Annotated in this window: 14 protein-coding genes; 8 read left to right on the top strand and 6 right to left on the bottom strand. The window is 52.7% G+C overall.

All coding sequences use genetic code 11. The features are described from left to right. Nucleotides 1–11 precede the first annotated feature (11 nt). Entirely contained in the window at nucleotides 12–1337 is a 1326-nt protein-coding gene (locus KOR42_RS03620; protein ID WP_146507244.1) for a DUF1501 domain-containing protein, read from the top strand. Nucleotides 1338–1343: 6 nt separating this feature from the next. Here KOR42_RS03620 and truD read toward each other — a convergent pair whose 3' ends face one another. Next, entirely contained in the window at nucleotides 1344–2408 is a 1065-nt protein-coding gene (gene truD / locus KOR42_RS03625) for a tRNA pseudouridine(13) synthase TruD (protein WP_146507245.1), read from the bottom strand. Nucleotides 2409–2762: 354 nt separating this feature from the next. Here truD and KOR42_RS03630 point away from each other — a divergent pair, with 354 nt between their 5' ends. Both KOR42_RS03630 and KOR42_RS03635 read left to right on the top strand, forming a co-directional pair. Further along, the gene (locus tag KOR42_RS03630) at nucleotides 2763–3926 is read left to right on the top strand and encodes a hypothetical protein (protein ID WP_146507246.1); all 1164 of its coding nucleotides are present in this window, start codon (nucleotides 2763–2765) and stop codon (nucleotides 3924–3926) included. A gap of 292 nt (nucleotides 3927–4218) precedes the next feature. Next, the gene (locus KOR42_RS03635) at nucleotides 4219–5406 is read left to right on the top strand and encodes a molybdopterin-dependent oxidoreductase (protein WP_197440826.1); all 1188 of its coding nucleotides are present in this window, start codon (nucleotides 4219–4221) and stop codon (nucleotides 5404–5406) included. A gap of 198 nt (nucleotides 5407–5604) precedes the next feature. Here the strand turns inward: KOR42_RS03635 and KOR42_RS03640 are convergent, their stop codons facing one another. Further along, on the bottom strand, nucleotides 5605–6999 hold the full coding sequence (locus tag KOR42_RS03640) for a right-handed parallel beta-helix repeat-containing protein (protein WP_146507248.1): 1395 nt from the start codon (nucleotides 6997–6999) through the stop codon (nucleotides 5605–5607). A 466-nt stretch (nucleotides 7000–7465) separates the two neighbouring features. Here KOR42_RS03640 and KOR42_RS03645 point away from each other — a divergent pair, with 466 nt between their 5' ends. Next, the gene (locus KOR42_RS03645) at nucleotides 7466–9430 is read left to right on the top strand and encodes a protein kinase domain-containing protein (protein ID WP_146507249.1); all 1965 of its coding nucleotides are present in this window, start codon (nucleotides 7466–7468) and stop codon (nucleotides 9428–9430) included. A 221-nt stretch (nucleotides 9431–9651) separates the two neighbouring features. Next, the gene (locus tag KOR42_RS03650) at nucleotides 9652–10377 is read left to right on the top strand and encodes a PEP-CTERM sorting domain-containing protein (RefSeq protein ID WP_146507250.1); all 726 of its coding nucleotides are present in this window, start codon (nucleotides 9652–9654) and stop codon (nucleotides 10375–10377) included. A gap of 40 nt (nucleotides 10378–10417) precedes the next feature. Here the strand turns inward: KOR42_RS03650 and KOR42_RS03655 are convergent, their stop codons facing one another. From KOR42_RS03655 to KOR42_RS03670, 4 genes are all read right to left on the bottom strand, one after another. Continuing rightward, nucleotides 10418–12283 (bottom strand): hypothetical protein, encoded by a 1866-nt coding sequence (locus tag KOR42_RS03655; RefSeq protein ID WP_197440828.1) that lies wholly within the window; start codon nucleotides 12281–12283, stop codon nucleotides 10418–10420. Between the two features lie 55 nt (nucleotides 12284–12338). Next, nucleotides 12339–13184, bottom strand: a complete 846-nt coding sequence (locus tag KOR42_RS03660) for a hypothetical protein (protein ID WP_146507251.1) — start codon at nucleotides 13182–13184, stop codon at nucleotides 12339–12341. Nucleotides 13185–13260: 76 nt separating this feature from the next. Then, a complete protein-coding gene (locus KOR42_RS03665) occupies nucleotides 13261–13701 on the bottom strand; it encodes a DUF983 domain-containing protein (RefSeq protein WP_197440829.1) in 441 nt (146 codons plus the stop codon). Next, complete coding sequence (locus KOR42_RS03670) at nucleotides 13698–14507, bottom strand: Nif3-like dinuclear metal center hexameric protein (protein ID WP_146507253.1); 810 nt, start codon at nucleotides 14505–14507, stop codon at nucleotides 13698–13700. Before KOR42_RS03670 ends, KOR42_RS03665 begins: the two co-directional genes overlap by 4 nt. 262 nt (nucleotides 14508–14769) lie before the next feature. On the opposite strand from KOR42_RS03670, the gene KOR42_RS03675 reads away from it, so the two are divergent. The 3 genes from KOR42_RS03675 (at nucleotide 14770) to KOR42_RS03685 (ending at nucleotide 18231) form a co-directional block, all read left to right on the top strand. Next, the gene (locus KOR42_RS03675) at nucleotides 14770–15561 is read left to right on the top strand and encodes a sugar phosphate isomerase/epimerase family protein (protein WP_197440830.1); all 792 of its coding nucleotides are present in this window, start codon (nucleotides 14770–14772) and stop codon (nucleotides 15559–15561) included. Nucleotides 15562–15966: 405 nt separating this feature from the next. After that, nucleotides 15967–16509 (top strand): DUF2617 family protein, encoded by a 543-nt coding sequence (locus KOR42_RS03680; protein ID WP_146507255.1) that lies wholly within the window; start codon nucleotides 15967–15969, stop codon nucleotides 16507–16509. Between the two features lie 276 nt (nucleotides 16510–16785). Next, nucleotides 16786–18231 carry an FAD-binding oxidoreductase gene (locus tag KOR42_RS03685; RefSeq protein WP_146507256.1) on the top strand — a complete coding sequence of 482 codons (1446 nt, stop codon included), beginning with the start codon at nucleotides 16786–16788 and terminating at the stop codon, nucleotides 18229–18231. Nucleotides 18232–18293 lie beyond the last annotated feature (62 nt).

Raw genomic sequence — 18293 nt, forward strand, 5'->3', positions numbered from 1 at the left:
GAGAACTGACAATGATCCATCACACCGGTTTGCATTCCCTCTTTTCTTCACTGACTCGGCGACAGGCTCTTCAGATTGGCCTCGGAACCGGTCTATCATTTCTGCTTCCGACACTCGAAGCGAGATCGGCGGAGAAACGGGGAAAGGAACGTCCCAAATCGATCATCGTTTTATGGATGGGAGGCGGGCCAAGCCAACTGGAATCATGGGACCCGCATCCGGAACGTTCCGTCGGAGAGACCGTGTCGAAGATTTCGACGACGATTCCGGGACTGGAGATCGGCGACACTCTTCCTCAAATGGCGGAGCAAATCCATCACCTGTCGGTGATCCGTTCAATGGTCTCGAAAGAGGGAGACCATGAACGCGGAACCTACTATGCTCAAACCGGCTATCGCCCCGATCCCAGTGTCATTCATCCGTCGATGACAGCCGTTATTTCCAAGCAACTCAAGCGAGATGATATCGAGATCCCGCAACACATCTCTCTCGCCAGTGGCGACGGTTTCGTTGTCCCTCGCGGCGGATTTCTCGGAGCGGATTACGATGCGTTTCGGATCTATGATCCCGGACGAAACATTCACAACATGCGACCGGGAGTCGACGAAGCCCGGCAAAAACGACGACTGGAAGGACTCGACGTCGTTTCCGACGCGTTCGCATCGCTTCGACAGATGCCAGTGGCGAAGACCAATCATCAGTCCGTCATTGAAAAAGCACTGACAATGATGTCGTCCAGCCAGTTGGAAGCATTGACGCTTGAAGGGGAATCGCAATCAACGATCGATCGCTATGGCGACAATCGCTTTGGGCGAGGCTGTCTCGTCGCGCGACGCCTCGTCGAACAGGGAGTACGTGCCATTCAGGTCGTCCTGTCCGGTTTCGACACACACGTCAACAATCTCGACGGGCAACGGAAACAGTTTGGAATCCTCGATCCCGCATTCGCCACTCTCATCGCTGACCTCAAGGAACGGGACCTCCTCGATTCAACAATTGTGCTTTGCCTTGGCGAATTTGGTAGAACGCCGAAAATTAACCCACTCGAGGGACGTGATCACTGGCCGATCGGTTTCTCATGCGTGCTGGGCGGAGGCGGATTGGCTGCAGGTCATGTGATTGGCGAAACAGATCCGAACGCAGGCCAGACCAACGAACAACAACTCACAAAGACGACGCCCCCAGAATCTCCAGTCAGCATTCCAGACTTGTACGCGACGATTCTGACGACGATGGGACTGGATCCCTACGAGGAACTTCAGTCGCCGATCGGACGGCCCTTCATGCTGAGCGAAGGAATGGCCGTCACCGAGCTTCTTCCGGAACGCCTCCGCTAAAAGCCGTCAGTTTACGTCATTCTTCATGAACTCCCGCAACACCATGGTCGCGTAGACTCCCGACGGGAGATCAAACCGAAACCGAAGTCCCCCGTCGAACGGATCGACTTCGAGTTCCTCCAACCAGATGATGAGAGGGCGACGCGCTCCCGGTGTCAGTTTCTTAAATTGTTTGAAATGCTCAGGAGTGAATTGCGAACGCTCAAGAATTTCTGCCTCTTCCCTGCCGGGCAATTCGACCGGTTGCTTCATTTTGGGACCGAACAAAGGTCCCGTGGTCACCACTTCTCGCTGATCGAATCGTTGTTGATCGGTCTCCGGATCGTCCGAAATAAATGGTCCTCCCGACCGGACGACTTGCAGCACATCTCCCTTCCGAACCTGATGGACACAACCATTCCTCAGACGTTCTGAAAGCACGAGATTGAACAAAGCTGACTGTACGGAAGAAAGAGCCAGTCGAACCAGAAACTTCCGTCGCTGAGGAGGAATACTTTGTGGCGAGAGCGTTCCGCGCAGCAACTTCTCACCCGTTTCAAGAGTTTCCGAATCGATGCCGAATCGTTGAGTCCCAAAGAAATTCGGGACTCCCGATTGCAATAGCATATCTCGAATTTGCTGCGCCCGAGCGAGTGCGTCTGAGGCGACGTCCCGCACCACGATTTCGAATCGGTTTCCGACAAGATGCCCTGTCTTCAGCTTGTTCCCATGACGAGAAACTTGGAGAACACGAATGGCATCTGTGTCAATTTGCGGGATTCGGGATTCGCAATTTTCCGGAACGGAAACCCATTGCCGCGTGACTGCCTGACGATCTTTCAGCCCAGCGACACCGATCTCCCGCCTCGCGACTTCGAGGACTTTCGCAAGGTGCATAAGCAGTTGTTCTGAGGAAACCCCGGTCTTCTCGATCTTCAAATAGAGATGCGTCCCTTCACCGCTCGGCAAGTAGAGAGGAATTTCGTCGACGCGAAAATCGGAAGGAGCGGTTTTCAGCGTTCCTTGAATCCCTTGGACCTCTTCCGTGAGGTACGGCAAAGGGGCTTGAAGTTGTTGACTCAGTGTTTCCATCGTTGACCGATTGGTTCGAACCAGAGACAAACACCGCTTGGGGTGCAATGAGCCCCCGCAGCAGTGAGACCACTTTCATGGGTTCTCGGCGTTCGCCCTGGCTGTTTGAATTGGACTTCGTCCAGTTTGCTCGTGCGACTTCGCAGAGACCATTCCGAAAAATCCTGCCAGTGGATCGAAAGTGTTCCCAAGAGTAAATCGACGTGACCGAATTTCTCCAACTTGCATCGACAGTTTTGAGTCCGCAATAATCCGAAAATCTTGATCCTGTTAGGGTTTGGATGCGTTACTGGCAATAATGCGACGATGACACAAAGGAAATGTCGCACTCGTCTGTTCTTTGTCTGAGAACAAATGAGAAGTCCGAAACAAGAAGTTTTCAAGGCTGACCACACCACAATGAGCGAGCCGCCTCCCCTTCCCGGGCAACAGATCAACGATGGCAAAGGACGGATTTTTCCGTGTGAACAATGCGGCGCCGACTTGAAATTTCATATCGGCGAGCAATCGCTGAAGTGCCCGTTCTGTGGAGCAAAACGGGAGCTTTCGTTCTCCGAGAATGCCGAAATTCGCGAGCAAAACTTCGAAGAGATGGTCGCGGAGCTCAAGCGACGAAAATCTGAACAGGAACATGAGGATCCCGAGCATCAGGAAGTTCGATGCGAATCGTGCGGGACCGATGTCATCTTCGACGGCACATTGACCAGTATCGACTGTCCCTACTGTGGCTCGCCTCTTCAGCGGGAGAAAATTCACACCGGCGGCTTCCGAGTGAATGTCGACGCAGTCATGCCGTTTCAAATTGACCCGCGGCAGGCACAAGGCAAAATCGCAGCATGGGTTCAATCCCTCTGGTTTGCCCCGAACGATTTCAAAAAGATCGGCGCCAAAGGGAAGTGCAACGGCGTCTACCTTCCATTCTGGACCTTCGACACACTGACGTTCACCGTTTATCACGGTGAACGCGGGGAAGATTACACCACAACCGTTGGAACTGGTGATAAGAAACGAACAGTCACTCGAACACGCTGGTACACCGCGACCGGAAAATTCCAGCGTTTCTTTGATGACGTTCTCATCAACGCCACCGGCAAGTTTTCCAAGACCGATCTCGAGGAACTCGGCCCTTGGCCGCTCGACTCTTTGCTTCCCTTCACGCAAGAAGTGATCGCCGGGCACTTTGCAAGAACCTACGACGTCGAACTCGAAGACGCTCTGCCGATAGCGAAGCAGATCATCGACGCGGCCATTCGCAGCGAGTGTCGTGGCAGAATCGGAGGAGATCGACAGCGAGTCCATTCCGTGAAGACACGCTATGACGCGGTCACCTACAAGCATTGTTTGCTTCCGATTTACATGTTGGCTTATCGCTACAAGGGCAAGAGCTTTCGTGTTTTCGTCAACGGAGCTTCGGGAACTGTCCGCGGAGAGCGCCCCTTCAGCTGGGTCAAGATTTCCGCGGCCGTGCTTTCAGCACTAGCTGTGGTCATTACCGGTTTAGCGTTGTTCTCTCGGTAAGCACGTGACCGCGCTTCCTCGATTGGCTGCAGTCTCCATGGGAATGTGAGATTTCGAACAGAACTTTCAGAATCCCCCATCCCGCGTTCGATTTCCGCAGAGGCATCTTTTTCAATTTCGCTGGAGTCACTAATATTACGACAAAGGCATGTCGCTCTTTTGAGTACACAGGCTGCAACGAATCATGATCGACTCCGCTCTCGTGAATCGCCCACAAGAGCGAAGATCAATTCGACGAATAATTCATAAAAAGACCACTACTGCGGACGATCCAATTTCGAGGAGACATGAGATGACTTTGCCCGCTCATTCGCGCCGTTCTTTCCTGGAAACTTCACTGGCAGCTGGAACAGCAGCAGGACTTGGACTGTTCAGTTCGCCCATGAGCTTCGGTCAGGAAGCTCCCCAGGTCGTCGGTAGGCTGATGGCTCACACCACTGTCCCCATGAACGCAGAGCCCGCTCTCAAAGATCTCATTGAATCGTGGATGACCCCCACGGATCTGTTTTACATCCGCAGCCATGCCCCCGTTCCGAAAATCGACGCAAAGTCGTTCCGGCTGAAAGTCGAGGGAATGGTCGAGCAGCCGCTTGAGTTGTCGTTGGAAGAAATCGCCAATCTTCCTCAGCGGGAAGTTGTCGCCACGATGACCTGTGCCGGAAATCGACGGTATGAACATAGTCGAGTTTCGCCGATCAAAGGGGTTCCCTGGCAGGAAGGAGCAATCGGAAACGCAAAGTGGTCCGGAGCGATCCTGTCATCAATTCTGAAGAAAGCTGGCGTTCGTCCGGAAGCGTCTCACGTTTGGTTCGACGGACTCGATGTCGTGCCACACAACGAGTCAACAATCCCGTTCGGGGCATCTATTCCGCTTCGAAAAGCGATGGATGACACTGCGGAGATGCCGGGATCTTTGCTCTGCACAAAAATGAATGGCGAAGCACTGAAACCGGATCACGGTTGGCCGTTGCGAACGGTTGTCCCGGGCTACATTGGAGCGAGAAGCGTCAAGTGGCTTGGAAAGATCACGTTGAGTGATCGTCCTTCGCCGAACCATTACGTTGCGACAGCTTATAAGGTTGTCGAAGAGGGCCACGATCTCGAATGGGACGAAGAAGGCCCGATCTACCGCTACCCAATCAACTCGGTGATCTGTAATCCGAGCCCCGGCGAAGCTTTGAACGCCGGAAAGGTTACTGTGGCAGGCTATGCCCTTCCGCCAGGATACCCGGGAGTCACCATTCGAGCCGTTCAAGTCTCAGCAGATGGCGGCAAAACATGGAAGCGGGCGAGAGTCTCTTCCCCAGTCAACCAGTATTGCTGGGTTCTTTGGTCGACGACGATCGACGTCAAATCGGGCACGGAAGAAATCATCGTCCGTGCAATCGATTCTGAAGGAGATCGCCAACCTCGCAGAGTTGATTGGAACCTGAAAGGGTATCTGTTCAACGCATGGCATCGCGTCCCTGTCAAGGTTTGAGAGTTGCCAAGGGTTGATTGCAGACACGACGAAGCAATTTTCGACGACCTCATCGTCGCGACTCGCGGTATGCGAGGTCGTCGAGAATCGCGAGCTTAGAGCAAGTTGCTCTTTCCTGTGCACTCGCTTGGACTTGTTCATCAGGTCAAAGGCTGAATTTGCTCGTGCGAGTGAGCGCAAACCGAATCAGAAACTGCTCTATTCATTGTGGTCGGTTAAGATTCCCTGGCTTTCGACGATCTGAATCGCTTTCCAGTCGTCGGTCGCATCTTCGGGACGTTCAATCAAACAACCAAAGATGCGGGTTCGTTCACACTCTCGAATATCAATCGCAACCGGTTTGCAGTTGAGAATCAGAGAGCTTGTGAAGTTGAAATGTTTGCAGCGAAGAAGTTGGATCGCCGCATCGTTCTGTGTGACGGAATCGATCAGATTTCCATTAAACACAACGCCGGAACAGTCGGTGAAGTGCAGCCCGTTCTTTGATGCCGATCCATCGCCGTAGTGGTATCGAGGATTGCGATCGAAAACATTGTTCGCAACGACGATGTTTGCCGAGTTCTTGACGACGAGATTCGCTTCGTATCCCTTCCAGACAGTATTTCCGGTGATCGAAACTCCTCGTGCATCAGTCACTTCGATATTAAACACGACATCCGACAGAACGTTGTCAGCGATCGTCAGATTTCCGTGGCGAGTTTCATCCGTGATTGGACGAGCGGTACTGTTTCCGTTGAAGCGTATATTCGCCGAATTCTCCGAAACGTGGTCATGCTGAATGGTACACCCCACGATTGCCACTTCTGCGATCGAGCCATTTCTTGAGTCGAGATCGATGTTGGCACTCGCGGATTTTCCGGGGCCTCCCATGTTGCCTTCGATGTCGCAGGTCCCGATATGGACATTGCGGACGTCCCCTGCCCGGCTGACAATTCCACCGAGGTCGTTGTAGCTGATGTGACACCCGACGATGTTCGATTGATGCAGATTAACATCGTCGTAGAAGACTCCAATCCCCGAGTTATCATAGATGTGACAATCAGAAATGATGATGTTTCGATTTCGCTTCGTCAGGTGAATTCCGTGGTGAAGCTCTCTGAGAACGCATCGAGTCACAGTCAGTTGCATCGTTCCAGTGGCTTCGATTCCGTTACCTTTGGGATTCTTCCCAACGATCTCAAGACCATCCACCATCGGAGCACGCTGGTTCTCCCAGACATTTCGTTTCACGGTATTTGGTGCTGCGGTTCCGTCGTGCGTCCCGACAAATCGAATAGCTGGCCCTTCTCCGTCCATCAGGATCGTTGCGACACCGTTTCCTGAGATTGTCGTGGGCCCCACTTCGTCGAGAAGGATGGTCAACGTCTGCGTAATTCGGTGTACTCCCGGGGGAATCTGACAGTGACCATTCCCGGAATTGATCGCTTCCTGAATTTTTTCGGTCACGTCGGTGACACCATCTCCGGGAAGTTCCAGCTTGTCGGAATCAGCTCCCAAGACCGATGTGGTCGTTGCCAGGACGCCCCAGAGTGTCACTGCACTCAACAACTGAAACAGAGAAATCTTCTGTTCGTCTCTTCGCGTTCGTTTCATGTTTCTTCCGAGTTCGAGAACGGTTTGCGTCGGTGTCCCTCAAGGAACCGCAGCGAACAAAATGAAGGACTGCGACCGTCAATTCAATAGACTTCGAAGACAGTTTCTCAGTGCTTCCTTGAAGTCGACTCTTACGGCGGCACTGGACTCTATTCATGCGAATCAGTGCAGCCCTGCAAGACTCCATGGAGAACGGTGACCATCAAACGAACCGGAATGGGTGTTTTCCGTCATGGATGAAGAAAAACACCGTGCCGTGATCGCGACAGTCCTTCTTTCCATCGTGTTGGTGATTCCAGTCAAAGCTGGCTTCAAAGTTGAAACTGTGATGAAGCTTCACGATTCGAAGAGATGCTCATGAGGAACTCGGGACAGACGATCACCGTCGAGGTAAGCTTTCTCAAAAACGCCTCCCGACTGACTTCCTTCTCGCGTGCCGACACCCTCACCACAAGAACTCTCACCAATGATTGACTGGCCGAAACTTGTTGCATGCCGACTCGGTCCAGACCCCCTCGGGCGGCTGCCTGCCCGAATCCAGATTCCTCGTCCTCCGCAATCAGTCGCCCAATTTGTCGAGGTCTGCGAACGTCCTGACATCCCCTTGAGAAAACTGGCCACGATCGTCGAAGTGGACGTCGAACTCGCATCCAACGTGCTGCGACTCGTGAACTCCAGCACACTCATGCTTCAACGCAGAATCTCGTCGATCCAGCACGCAATCGGAATGATCGGCCTTCGACGCTGTAAGATGCTCGTCATGAGTGCAGCGCTGCATGCGTCATTCGTGACTCGTGATCAATCTGGAAGCACCGTCGATTCTTTTCTGATCGAAGCTCAGGAGCGAGCCATGTTCGCTGTAAGAGTCGCAAGGCTGCTCGGCATTGATCACGACCATGTTTACGTCGCTGCGCTTCTTCAGGACATCCTGCTTCATCACCTTCTCGACGAGTTCTACGACACGTATTCGAAATTCGACAGAACACGTGAGTCAATCGTTGACTTCGAACGTACCGAGTTCCAGTGGGATCACGCAGCACTCGCGGGACAGCTGCTTCAACGCTGGAATTTCGCCGAAGAAGTCGTCGCCTGTGTTTGCTATCAGCATGAGCACGACGTCATTCTCGCCGATGACGAATTACTGAAATCCGAGATTGCTGCGGTCGCGATCAGTGGGTTGCTTCCGAGTGGGTTTCCTCAAGAACCGGACATCATTTCACGTTTCGTCGCCTACCAGAATCACATTCCCGGTTTCGACTTTCTGGAAATCGCCGCGTCTGTTGACGAAGAAATTGAGCGGAACGAATCGCTTCCTGTCAATCGGGTTCGATTGGCCGATCGACTTGAACGGCTGGCACTGGTCGCTGTCCAAGCTCCTAATAGCGAAACGAATTGGGTCGAGCAGCAACTCGGCAGCTACACCCTTGAAGAAGAAATTGGACGCGGCGGAATGGGCATCGTCTATCGCGCCCGCCACACGATGCTGCACCGTCCAGCAGCAGTGAAAATGATGAAGACCTCTCGTGTCAGTCGTCAGTTGCTCGAACGTTTTCGCGTCGAAGCCCGCACTACGAGTGAACTCTCCAGCCCGCATACTGTTCAAGTCTATGATTACGGAATGACTCCTGAAGGGACGCTTTATTACGTTATGGAATATCTGGACGGATTGAGCCTCGGCGATCTCGTTTACCAGCATGGACCAATTCCGGAAGGGCGAGCGATTCACATTCTCTGTCAGGTCTGCGGTTCTCTGTCGGAATCTCATCATAAAGGGCTCATTCACCGCGACATTAAACCCGAAAACATCGTCCTGACGACATGTGCCGGTGCTCATGACTTCGCGAAAGTTCTCGACTTCGGATTGGTCGCTGTCACCGGAGAGCGAGCGAATAAAGACAAGGAAACCGGAATCACCGGTACCCCCAATTACATGTCTCCCGAGTCAATTCACTTCCCCGACGAAGTTGACGAACGGTCAGACATTTACGCATTGGGAGGAGTCGCTCATTTCCTCGTCTCTGGCAAGGTCCTGTTCGGAAATCTTCCCCTCAGAAAGGTGATTTGCGCACAAGTCGAAACACCTCCGCCGCGATTACGAAGGCACCTTAAAGCGAAAGTGAGCAGAGAATTCGAAGAGATCGTCTTGAGTTGTCTGGAGAAAGATCCTCGGAATCGACCTCAATCCGTGGTGGAACTTGCGGAGTGCTTGAACCGGCTCGAAGCATCCCATGAGTGGAATTTCTCCAAAGCAGCTGAGTGGTGGGCAATGCACGGGAATGCACGTCCCACACGAAATCGAACAGCACAGCCACAGACACCTCAAAGACATCAGCAGTCTTCAACTTCTCCCGCAATTTCTCCGAAGCAACCGGATGTTCCAGCAGGTCACTCGATGCAGTCGACCGTCATTATCGCTGAAGAGTTGAAATGAACATCCGTGGCAGGTTCGCCGGAAACTCTGCACGCCAGATTCGCACGATTGAGAAATCCTGAGCACTCGAAATCTGAATCGGGAATGTCCGTACTCGTTTTGTCGGTTGTAGGGAATTTCCTGCCGCACTTCTGATTCGAAACGCACGATCCTCACAATTCTCACGCGAAAATTCTCCCTGCACGGATTTCCGACTTTACTTTTGCAGAGACTTGAACGGGATGAAGAAACGCGTTGCGCGGCCCGTTCAACCCGAAAATATAGACTACGAGGGACAGATGCTCAGGAATCTCGTCGGAATCATCGTTGTCAGTGCTCACATCATGTACGGGTCAAGCGTCGATGCAGATGTCGTGCTCGATTTCGAACAACTCGAGCACGTGGATGCCTTCGTCGATGTCCCTCCGGGATTGACTTACAGCGAGGATGGTTACACGCTCACCACGCCCGGCCTCGGTGGATTCGCAAGCTTTGGGACACTCGACTCACGATTCACCGGGTCCACATCCCTTATCATCAACTCGCTTCCGAATCCGCTCGATCTTCAAGACCCACGCAATTCCGCCATCCTCACACGCGACGGCGGAGGTTCATTCGCGTTGAGATCGATTGATCTTGCCGAGTTAAACTTTCATCTATCGACGACCGTGACCTTTGTCGCAACAAAATCCGGAGGCGGAACAGCAACGCAATCATTCACAATCGATGGAATCGGTTTCGCTGCGGAGACATTCTTCTTCAGTACGGAGTTCGAATCCATCACTTCGGTCACATGGCGACAAGAAGGCAACTTTCACCAGTTCGACAACATCGTCGTTGGACCAGCTGGTCCGATTGTTCCTGAGCCATCGACAATGCTTTTGTTTTCCTCCGGGTTGATCGGACTGGCTTTCTCCCGACGACGTCTTTCGTCAGCGAAGCCAAAGCATGGACGAAAACATCGATAAAAAGCATCGATGAGTTACCCCTTGTCCGAGGAGGCGAAACTCAGGCTTTGCGAATAAAGTGCTCCGCGTAGGTTCGCACTTGTCGGCCATTCAGAACATGGAACATCTTAAGTTTCTGAATCGTCTCGCTGCTGAAACCGGCCAGAGGGAGATGAATCAACCGCTTTCCGCTCCGCTTCGCGATCCGTCTCCACGCAAGTCCCGGTGGAGACTGTGAAAGCAAAGCAATGTGCCGCTCTTTGGAGTGATAACAGGCAGCGACCAGAAGGCGTTCTTCCAGCGTGTCGACTGAGTCAAAACGGCGATCGTGCCAGATGTCTGGAATGGGACGCGGAGGAAACAAGAACATCGCCCCGCCGTAAGTGGACATCGCGATTCCGGGCCCGACGAACTCGTTCTCAAAAGGAGTGGCAAAGAATGAAAGCGTCGACTCATCCTGATGTTCGGCGTGCCACGTAATTCTCCACGGATAGTCACGCGGGTCAGCGGGGGAATCGAACAGCATGATGACACAATCGAGCGACCCGCGGCTCGGAGGATTCTCTTTCACATACAGTTCGCCGGTGTGCCAATTGCGGAGCGTTTCGCGGATGTCAATTCCGTCTTTGATGCTCGACGTGAACTTCTCAACTCTCGCCAGATCATTCCCGAGCATTGCCAGTGCCCGATCTTTGACATGAGTCCGGAACCGCTCAATCGCAACATCTTCGGGTGGCCAACTACAGTGACTGAAGGGATTCCACTTCATCGCCCAGGATTGTTTATCAATTTCAGGCGGTTTGTTTCGAAGCTCACAGGTGCGCCAAGTGACCGGTTGACCTGCCAGCCGACTCTTGAGATGGAAGATGTCACCGTTCGGAAACTCTCCGCGTCCGATGGACATTTTGAGATCTCCGTAAGGAAGGGTGTCGTTGAACTCGTACTCACGAGCCGTTTCGGCGAGAGAAATCGCAAAGAGATCTCCTCCAATTTGTTTGGCTGCGGTGATCAAAGTGTACAAATCCGGGGTCAGACGACGTTCGATCAAACTCAGGTTTCGAACGTATTTGAGCATTGATCGCATTGTCAGCGGTGAAATTCGTCGGCCTTTTCGCCCATGTTCGGCGACATACCGCTTTCGTGATTCGAAGAGGAGTTCCTTCACTCCATCGATGGAAAGATTGTCATCGACATCGAGCGTTCTCCGCGAGCGTTCATACAAGTTCGTAATGAACGGTAACTCTTCCAGAACAAAAACCAGAGTGCGAGGATCGACTCGGAAGAGTTCTGTTTCGTACACAGCTTCCGGTTCCGCAAGACCGAACTCCTGTGACCGGTAAGCGTCTCGAATCCAGATCCAGTCGAGGACGGAACACACGAAGAGAATTGAGGAATGCTGCTTCTCTAATTCACGAAGCGACCGAGCCATCCATTCAATGCGCGCACGATGCTGATCCCTCTCCGGACGTCGTGACTCCGGGACAACCGCAGCGGCGAACTGCTCAATCTTCACTCGTTTCAATGCGTAAGGGTCGGGAAGGACTCCTGTTGTAATCTCAAAGTCCTCGACTTCAAGGTCAATGTAACTCCTCGGAATCCGCTCCTGGAGAGCCACCCGGACTGCCTGAATCACTGGCTGACACGGGTCAATCGGGACATAGCTGGCGATGTTCTCGGACTCGCTCTCTCCTTCCGGAGACCAGGAAGACGCCGTCGGGGCTGTTTCTGGTTGCACCACGATCGAAACAGTCGGCAGATGCTTCACGCCCTCTTCAACGTGGGTGCGAAACGACTCGGGGAGAGGGAGAGCGACGCAGTCGAATTTCTGCGAAAGCATTGTTTCGCGAACTTGAATCGCAAAATCTCCGCTCCCGTGCACGACGGGCAGGCAGAAAATCTGGTTACTGAACTGCAAAACGGAATTCATCCGCGATTCCTGTGCTTCCATGAGGAGATTGAACAAACCTCTCGCAACCGCTTGATTATGATGCGTCATCCCCCTGTTGCGGAAGCGTCAACTCGCCGGTTTCGAAAAAGTGATCAACGACAACCGGATACTGAGACGCCACATCCAACACTTCCCAAAAGTCTTCCGGTTTCAGGTAAAGCGACAGGAAATGGTCGTCATCCGAATCATCGCCATCCCGAGAACGGATGAGAAGAGCGTGTTCGGTCCTGACCGCCAACATCGACCGGGATTGATAACTGATCTGCATCGCCCCTTCTGAATCGCGGAAGTTCTGGTAGCTTGCTGCGGATTCAGAAATTACTTTCAATGCTTCGACGATCAAATCGCTCGTCAGCAACTTCGTTCGACGACGAGAAACGTTCTGCCCGGGCGGTTGAATGATCAACGGAATATGCGCTGCTGCTTCTGCCACTGATCGCTCGGGATGTGCATCCAAAGTGTCGACATCGATATGCGCTCCCAGATTCGCTGTGACTATAATCGTCGAAGGTGTGTCCGAATCTGAATCACGTGTGGCGGTCTTCCAGGCGTCCAACGCACTTGCGAATGACTGATCGAGTTGTTCAGGAGACGTTTCACTCGACAAGTTGAGAAAAAGTGTCGAACCATCCGCCGCTTCAGATGCAAGTTCTGACACACTCTCAGGAATCTCTTCAATCGCGCTGACTTCGCGGAAAGAGTTTCCGCAACTCTGTTTCAATTCGTGCGTCACCGGTTGCGTCCGGTCTGCAACATAGACCCAGTCATAAACATCCGACCGGCTTGCGAATTCGTCAAAAGTCGTGAGCGGTTGGGCTCCTCCGTAAGCGCCCAGATCGGACGCAGCCAGATGCTGATAGACGATCACAAGAGTGCGCATCTGACTCCCTTTCCGTCCGTCATGACCTCGTTCGAATTCAGTCGTCGATGCATTCGGCGATGATGCAATTGTAGATTTACTCTTCATTCAAAATTGACTGGTCGAACTGACAGTCCAATGCCAGCCAGATGGCCCGGGCCTGACGAAATATGAGCACCGGAAAAATAATGCAAAAGCCGAACAGCGGCCAGATCATCGTCTTGGCAGGGATGTTCATGAAAAGTCGCAAGAACAAGAACGTTGCCGTCATCAACACGGCAGTTACCCCATAATTGATGTACGTCGATCCGAGATAGAACCCCGCTTCACGCTGGATACGCAGGTTGCAGTTGGAACAGCGCTCCGGCATTCGAATGAAGCCTTCGAACAGTTTTCCTTCGCCACATCGAGGACACCGGAGTCGAACGCCCCTCCAGATTAGAGTCTCGAATTGAGGGCGAGGCCATTTTGACTGGTCTGCCTGTTGACCATCAGGCACATCGCCTTCTGGCTGTTGCGGTTGGGTAGGCTGATTCATCCGAGACTCCATTGAACGGGATCCGTTTCGATTTCACTGGGCCGGCATTGCAAGTCGGGAAATTTTTTTGAAAGTGTTTCTGCGAGGGTCTCAACCGCTGGTCGTTCCGTGGCGTAGTGCCCGGCAAGAACCATAAAAACGCCAAGTTCGCGAGCTTCGAAACACGAATGAAAACGTGCTTCGCCAGTCAAGAACAGATCACAACCAAGCTGGTTCGCATCTCGAAGAAATTCGCCTGCCGATCCACAAGCGACAGCGACCGATTCAACCAGCTGATTCAAATCTCCGGTGTACTGAAGATTTTCGACCTTCAACGCTTTACGGACGCGATCCAGGAATTGTCCCGCCGTCATTGACTCTATGAGAAGCCCCCAACGCCCCGAACCAATGGCCGCAGAATTCGACGGAATGTCCTGCATCTTGCGAAGTGGTTGGATTTCAGCAAGCCCAAATGATTCAGCAAGCTGCTGATTGATTCCACTCTTGGCACTGTCGAAAGCTGTGTGAGGGCTGTAAATCGCGACCTTATTTGCAATCAATTCGAGAAGCATCCGGCCTTCGTGCGTCTCGGTGGTCAGCTTTTTCACCGAACGGAACAACACCGGGTGATGGGAAACAATCAAATCCGCTTTGAGTCGAATGGCTTCTTCTGCGACATCGGGAGTGAGCGTCAGGCACGTCAGAACCGTCTCGATTGAAGATTCAGGATCTCCGACGAGCAAACCGATATTGTCCCACTCTTCGCCCAAATCCAATGGAGCGAATGCTTCGAGGGAATTCGTCAACGTTTTGAGTGAATACGCCATCGATTCTATATTCAATCGTCTGAATGAGAGTTGGAGAGGCCGACCATTAGTTATCGAGAATTGTGAAGTTGAATTCCAGCAGCGACTCAGAATTGCCAGAAATGGCACTCAAAGAATCCGCCTTCGGGAACTGACCGTTGACACACTGTCCGTTGACACTTGGGGAAATGGGATATCATCAAGCGAATGCTCGATTCGCAGACATGGGGATCACAACTCAATCGAAATTGCTTCGATGGGGGCAGTGCATCAGGAGGATAGCGTGTTCGGAAGAAGAATCTCAGTCGCGACCTACGAATTCGGTCAGGATCTGCGTACGTCCCTGCATTCAGCGATGCAGATGCGTGCCCAGGGAGTCCAATTCGATTTACGAACTCAAGTTCGCGCTCAAGACTACGGTGACACAGCACGCCGTCAGTTGCAGAATTATCTCAGTGAGCGAAATCTGGTAGCCGCCTCGGCTTACTTCCCGCTTCGAGCTTCGCTCTTCGAAGTGGAGAGGCTTGAGGAACGTCTCAATGCGGTTCGCGCAGCAATGACATTTGCATCCAAATTGCGGATTCGGCAAATGACGCTTCGCATCGGTCGACTTCCAGAGGCAGACTCGAAAGCCTACACGGACTTCGTCTTGCCCATCATGAGCGATCTTGCAGAGCACGGGAATCGGGATGGCGTGACGATTTGCATCATCCCATCCGGGGACTCTTCCGAATCCCTGAGCCAACTTCTTTCAAATGTCAAAACGGGACCACTTAGTATCGACGGGGACATCGGAGGATGGATTCTGTCGCGACGCAACCCTCAACAACAACTTCGCGACCTCTACCAGTTTATCGGACAGGTCGACATTCGCGATGCGGTCTCTGACGTTGATGGAACCGGACAGGAAGTCCCGGTCGGACGCGGAGAAGCGGAGTGGGATGAAATTGCTGCAATTCTTTTTGAAATGGAATTCGCTGGCTGGATGAATGTCCGTCGCACCTCCGGCAACGACAAAATCGGAGACTCCAACCGCGCGATCCAATACCTCCAGAACCTCATGCCACTCGGCTAGTGAGGCTGTGAAATTCCGTCTGAAACTCAGCTGAAGATTTGAAGCGATGATCATCTCTGTCGAGCGGGTGCTTTGAGCGGTTCCGAGGCCCCGTTCAATTCCTTCGGCAAGAATCAACCCAGTTCGAAGGTCGATCTCGCGAAAAATCTTTCTTTGAAAACTTCCCGCAACTCCTTCTCGACCGAGAAGGGGAATGGGGTATACTTGACCAGTTGGAATTCAGTCACCTCAGCGAGAGGATCAATCAATCCTCTTTCTGAGCGGACGAGAGTGATCGGAAACCCGACTTTGTTCCGGGTCTGTGATCGCTTTCGAGATTTTTGAGAGAACCGTTGCGGGACTCTCAAGACAATGTGACCTCCAGGTTTCAAGATCACTTCTAGCACTAGGAAGCGCGGTCTCGAGATGTCGACTCATTCTCTTCGTCCCAGCATCGACGAAACGTCGTATCGAATGTTCGACCGCTCTCTCCACCCGGAACTCTTTGACCCGCTTATCGTCGGCCGAGTCCACTCTGAGTTGTATGATCTGTCGATCGGATTGTGTGAAGGAGGCTACTACCTTCAATTCAGTTCAGGAAAACAGTCGATCGTGGAAGTCACTCTTCCGGACGAATTGAAGCTGTCGACATTCGGTCTTCAGAAAACCTATTTCTACAACCAGCAAGACGAAATCCTGCACGAAACCGAACACCCACTCAACTACCATTTTGCAGGTGAAGTCGATGCCGTCGACTTTTCCGTCTTCACGCGGGTTCAACTGGAACTGGAAATTGAGTCGCAGAAGTCGTTCGTTTCACACCAGTTCCCGACTCAGAATCGCCTCTTGCCGGGCCCGTTGAGTCTGGCCCGTGTCGAAGGTAACAGCAAAATGCTGGCGGTGCAGACGTTCCACACGTTTCCGTCTGATCTTTCGATTCTTCGGACGCAAACGCTCTTCGAACTCTAAGCGTGATCGCTGAACGGCGATGCACTGACGCCACGACTTCGTTTTTGGACCGCCAGTTTTCGGTTCGAAGCAACAACGTGTCGACCGGAGTAACTCAGCCTCGCGCGTCTCACACCGCCGGTCTCAGGCAGTCACTTGAGTCAGTTGCAGTTGAGTTGAGATTCTTCAATACTCGTCCGAAACGACCACCCGCGAAGTTCGTGTCGCTCGAATCAACTGTCAACGGTTGAACGGGGCGATACTTTCCGGATCAGTATTGAAGAGAAGTGCAGGTTTATGGCCATTGTAGCTTCGGAGATTCTCACTCGGCTTCACTCCATCTATTCAGCTGAGGACCTGATCGTCAATGAAGACGAGTTGATCGTCTATGAGTGCGACGGTTATGTGGTCGAGAAGAAGATGCCTGAAATCGTCGTCTTTCCAACAACGGCTGAGCAGGTCGTCGAAACCGTTCGCTTGTGCAATGAGTTTGACCTCCCATTTGTTCCCCGAGGCGCCGGGACGAGTCTCTCTGGCGGAACACTCGCAGTCGGCGGCGGCGTGATGATTTGTCTCACGCGAATGAGGCAGATTCTGGAGATCAACGAACGAGACAGATACGCCATCGTCGAACCGGGACTGGTCAACGTTCACCTCACACAAAACCTTAAAGGGAGTGGCTTTCACTACGCTCCGGACCCTTCTTCGCAAGGAGCTTGCACTCTTGGAGGAAACGTCGCGACAAACTCGGGAGGCCCGCATACGCTCAAATACGGCGTCACGGTCAACCATGTGCTTGGAGTCGAATTCGTTTCGCCGACCGGGGAATTGATTCAACTGGGCGGACCACTGGGAGAATTGAACGGGTACGACCTGACCGGGCTGTTCGTTGGAAGCGAAGGCACATTCGGAGTGGTCACGAAGATCTGGGTTCGCCTGACACGTGACCCCGCCGCCTACCGGACAATGCTTGGAATCTTCGAAACTGTCTCCGATGCAACAGAAGCCATTTCGGGAATCATCGGTGCCGGGATCATTCCCGCAGCTTTGGAAATGATGGATCAGGGAATCGTGGGAGCACTTGAAGATGCTTTCCACTTTGGATTTCCACTCGACGCCGGAGCTGTCCTGTTGATTGAAGTGGACGGGCTCGACGTCGCCGTTGATTTGGAAAAACAGAAGATTATCGAACTCTGTAATCAGCACGGAGCACGTGAAGTACGCTCAGCTGATACCCCGGCCGAACGTCAACTTCTCTGGAAGTGCCGCAAGCAGGCCTTTGGAGCAATCGGTCGACTGGCACCAAGCTACTGCACTCAGGATGGTGTTGTTCCTCGCACCAAGCTCCCCGAAATCCTCGACTTCATTATCCAGACTCAGAAAGAATTCGGGATTCGCATCGTCAACGTGTTTCACGCGGGCGATGGCAATATTCATCCCATTCTTCTGTTCGACGAACGCGATGCCGATCAGGTCAAGAAAGTCATCGCAGCGGGAGACGCCATCCTCTCTAAGTGCATTGAACTCGGAGGCAGCGTCACCGGCGAACATGGAATTGGTGTCGAGAAGATCAACTTCATGGACAAACTGTTCACCGCCGACGATGTCAACGTCATGACCGATATTCGGTCGGCTTTTAATCCCAAAGGGAATTGCAGCCCTCACAAAATTCTTCCGACTGCTGGAGCATGTGGGATGGAGCATATTGAACGGGATAAACCCGGAAGGCAGGCAGCGATGTAGAGGTTTCTGCAATTCACAAACAAGCATTTAAGCTTCTGTTGGCTGCCCACCCAATTCCATCA

The sequence above is a fragment of the Thalassoglobus neptunius genome, from assembly GCF_007859735.1.
Taxonomy (GTDB): Bacteria; Planctomycetota; Planctomycetia; order Planctomycetales; family Planctomycetaceae; genus Thalassoglobus; species Thalassoglobus neptunius.

Excerpts from the sequence above, each read along its gene's own strand:
- KOR42_RS03620 (WP_146507244.1), top strand. The coding sequence starts at position 12 with ATGATCCATCACACCGGTTTGCATTCCCTCTTTTCTTCACTGACTCGG.
- truD (WP_146507245.1), bottom strand. The coding sequence starts at position 2,408 with ATGGAAACACTGAGTCAACAACTTCAAGCCCCTTTGCCGTACCTCACG.
- KOR42_RS03630 (WP_146507246.1), top strand. The coding sequence starts at position 2,763 with ATGAGAAGTCCGAAACAAGAAGTTTTCAAGGCTGACCACACCACAATG.
- KOR42_RS03635 (WP_197440826.1), top strand. The coding sequence starts at position 4,219 with ATGACTTTGCCCGCTCATTCGCGCCGTTCTTTCCTGGAAACTTCACTG.
- KOR42_RS03640 (WP_146507248.1), bottom strand. The coding sequence starts at position 6,999 with ATGAAACGAACGCGAAGAGACGAACAGAAGATTTCTCTGTTTCAGTTG.
- KOR42_RS03645 (WP_146507249.1), top strand. The coding sequence starts at position 7,466 with ATGATTGACTGGCCGAAACTTGTTGCATGCCGACTCGGTCCAGACCCC.
- KOR42_RS03650 (WP_146507250.1), top strand. The coding sequence starts at position 9,652 with ATGAAGAAACGCGTTGCGCGGCCCGTTCAACCCGAAAATATAGACTAC.
- KOR42_RS03655 (WP_197440828.1), bottom strand. The coding sequence starts at position 12,283 with ATGAATTCCGTTTTGCAGTTCAGTAACCAGATTTTCTGCCTGCCCGTC.
- KOR42_RS03660 (WP_146507251.1), bottom strand. The coding sequence starts at position 13,184 with ATGCGCACTCTTGTGATCGTCTATCAGCATCTGGCTGCGTCCGATCTG.
- KOR42_RS03665 (WP_197440829.1), bottom strand. The coding sequence starts at position 13,701 with ATGAATCAGCCTACCCAACCGCAACAGCCAGAAGGCGATGTGCCTGAT.
- KOR42_RS03670 (WP_146507253.1), bottom strand. The coding sequence starts at position 14,507 with ATGGCGTATTCACTCAAAACGTTGACGAATTCCCTCGAAGCATTCGCT.
- KOR42_RS03680 (WP_146507255.1), top strand. The coding sequence starts at position 15,967 with ATGTCGACTCATTCTCTTCGTCCCAGCATCGACGAAACGTCGTATCGA.
- KOR42_RS03685 (WP_146507256.1), top strand. The coding sequence starts at position 16,786 with ATGGCCATTGTAGCTTCGGAGATTCTCACTCGGCTTCACTCCATCTAT.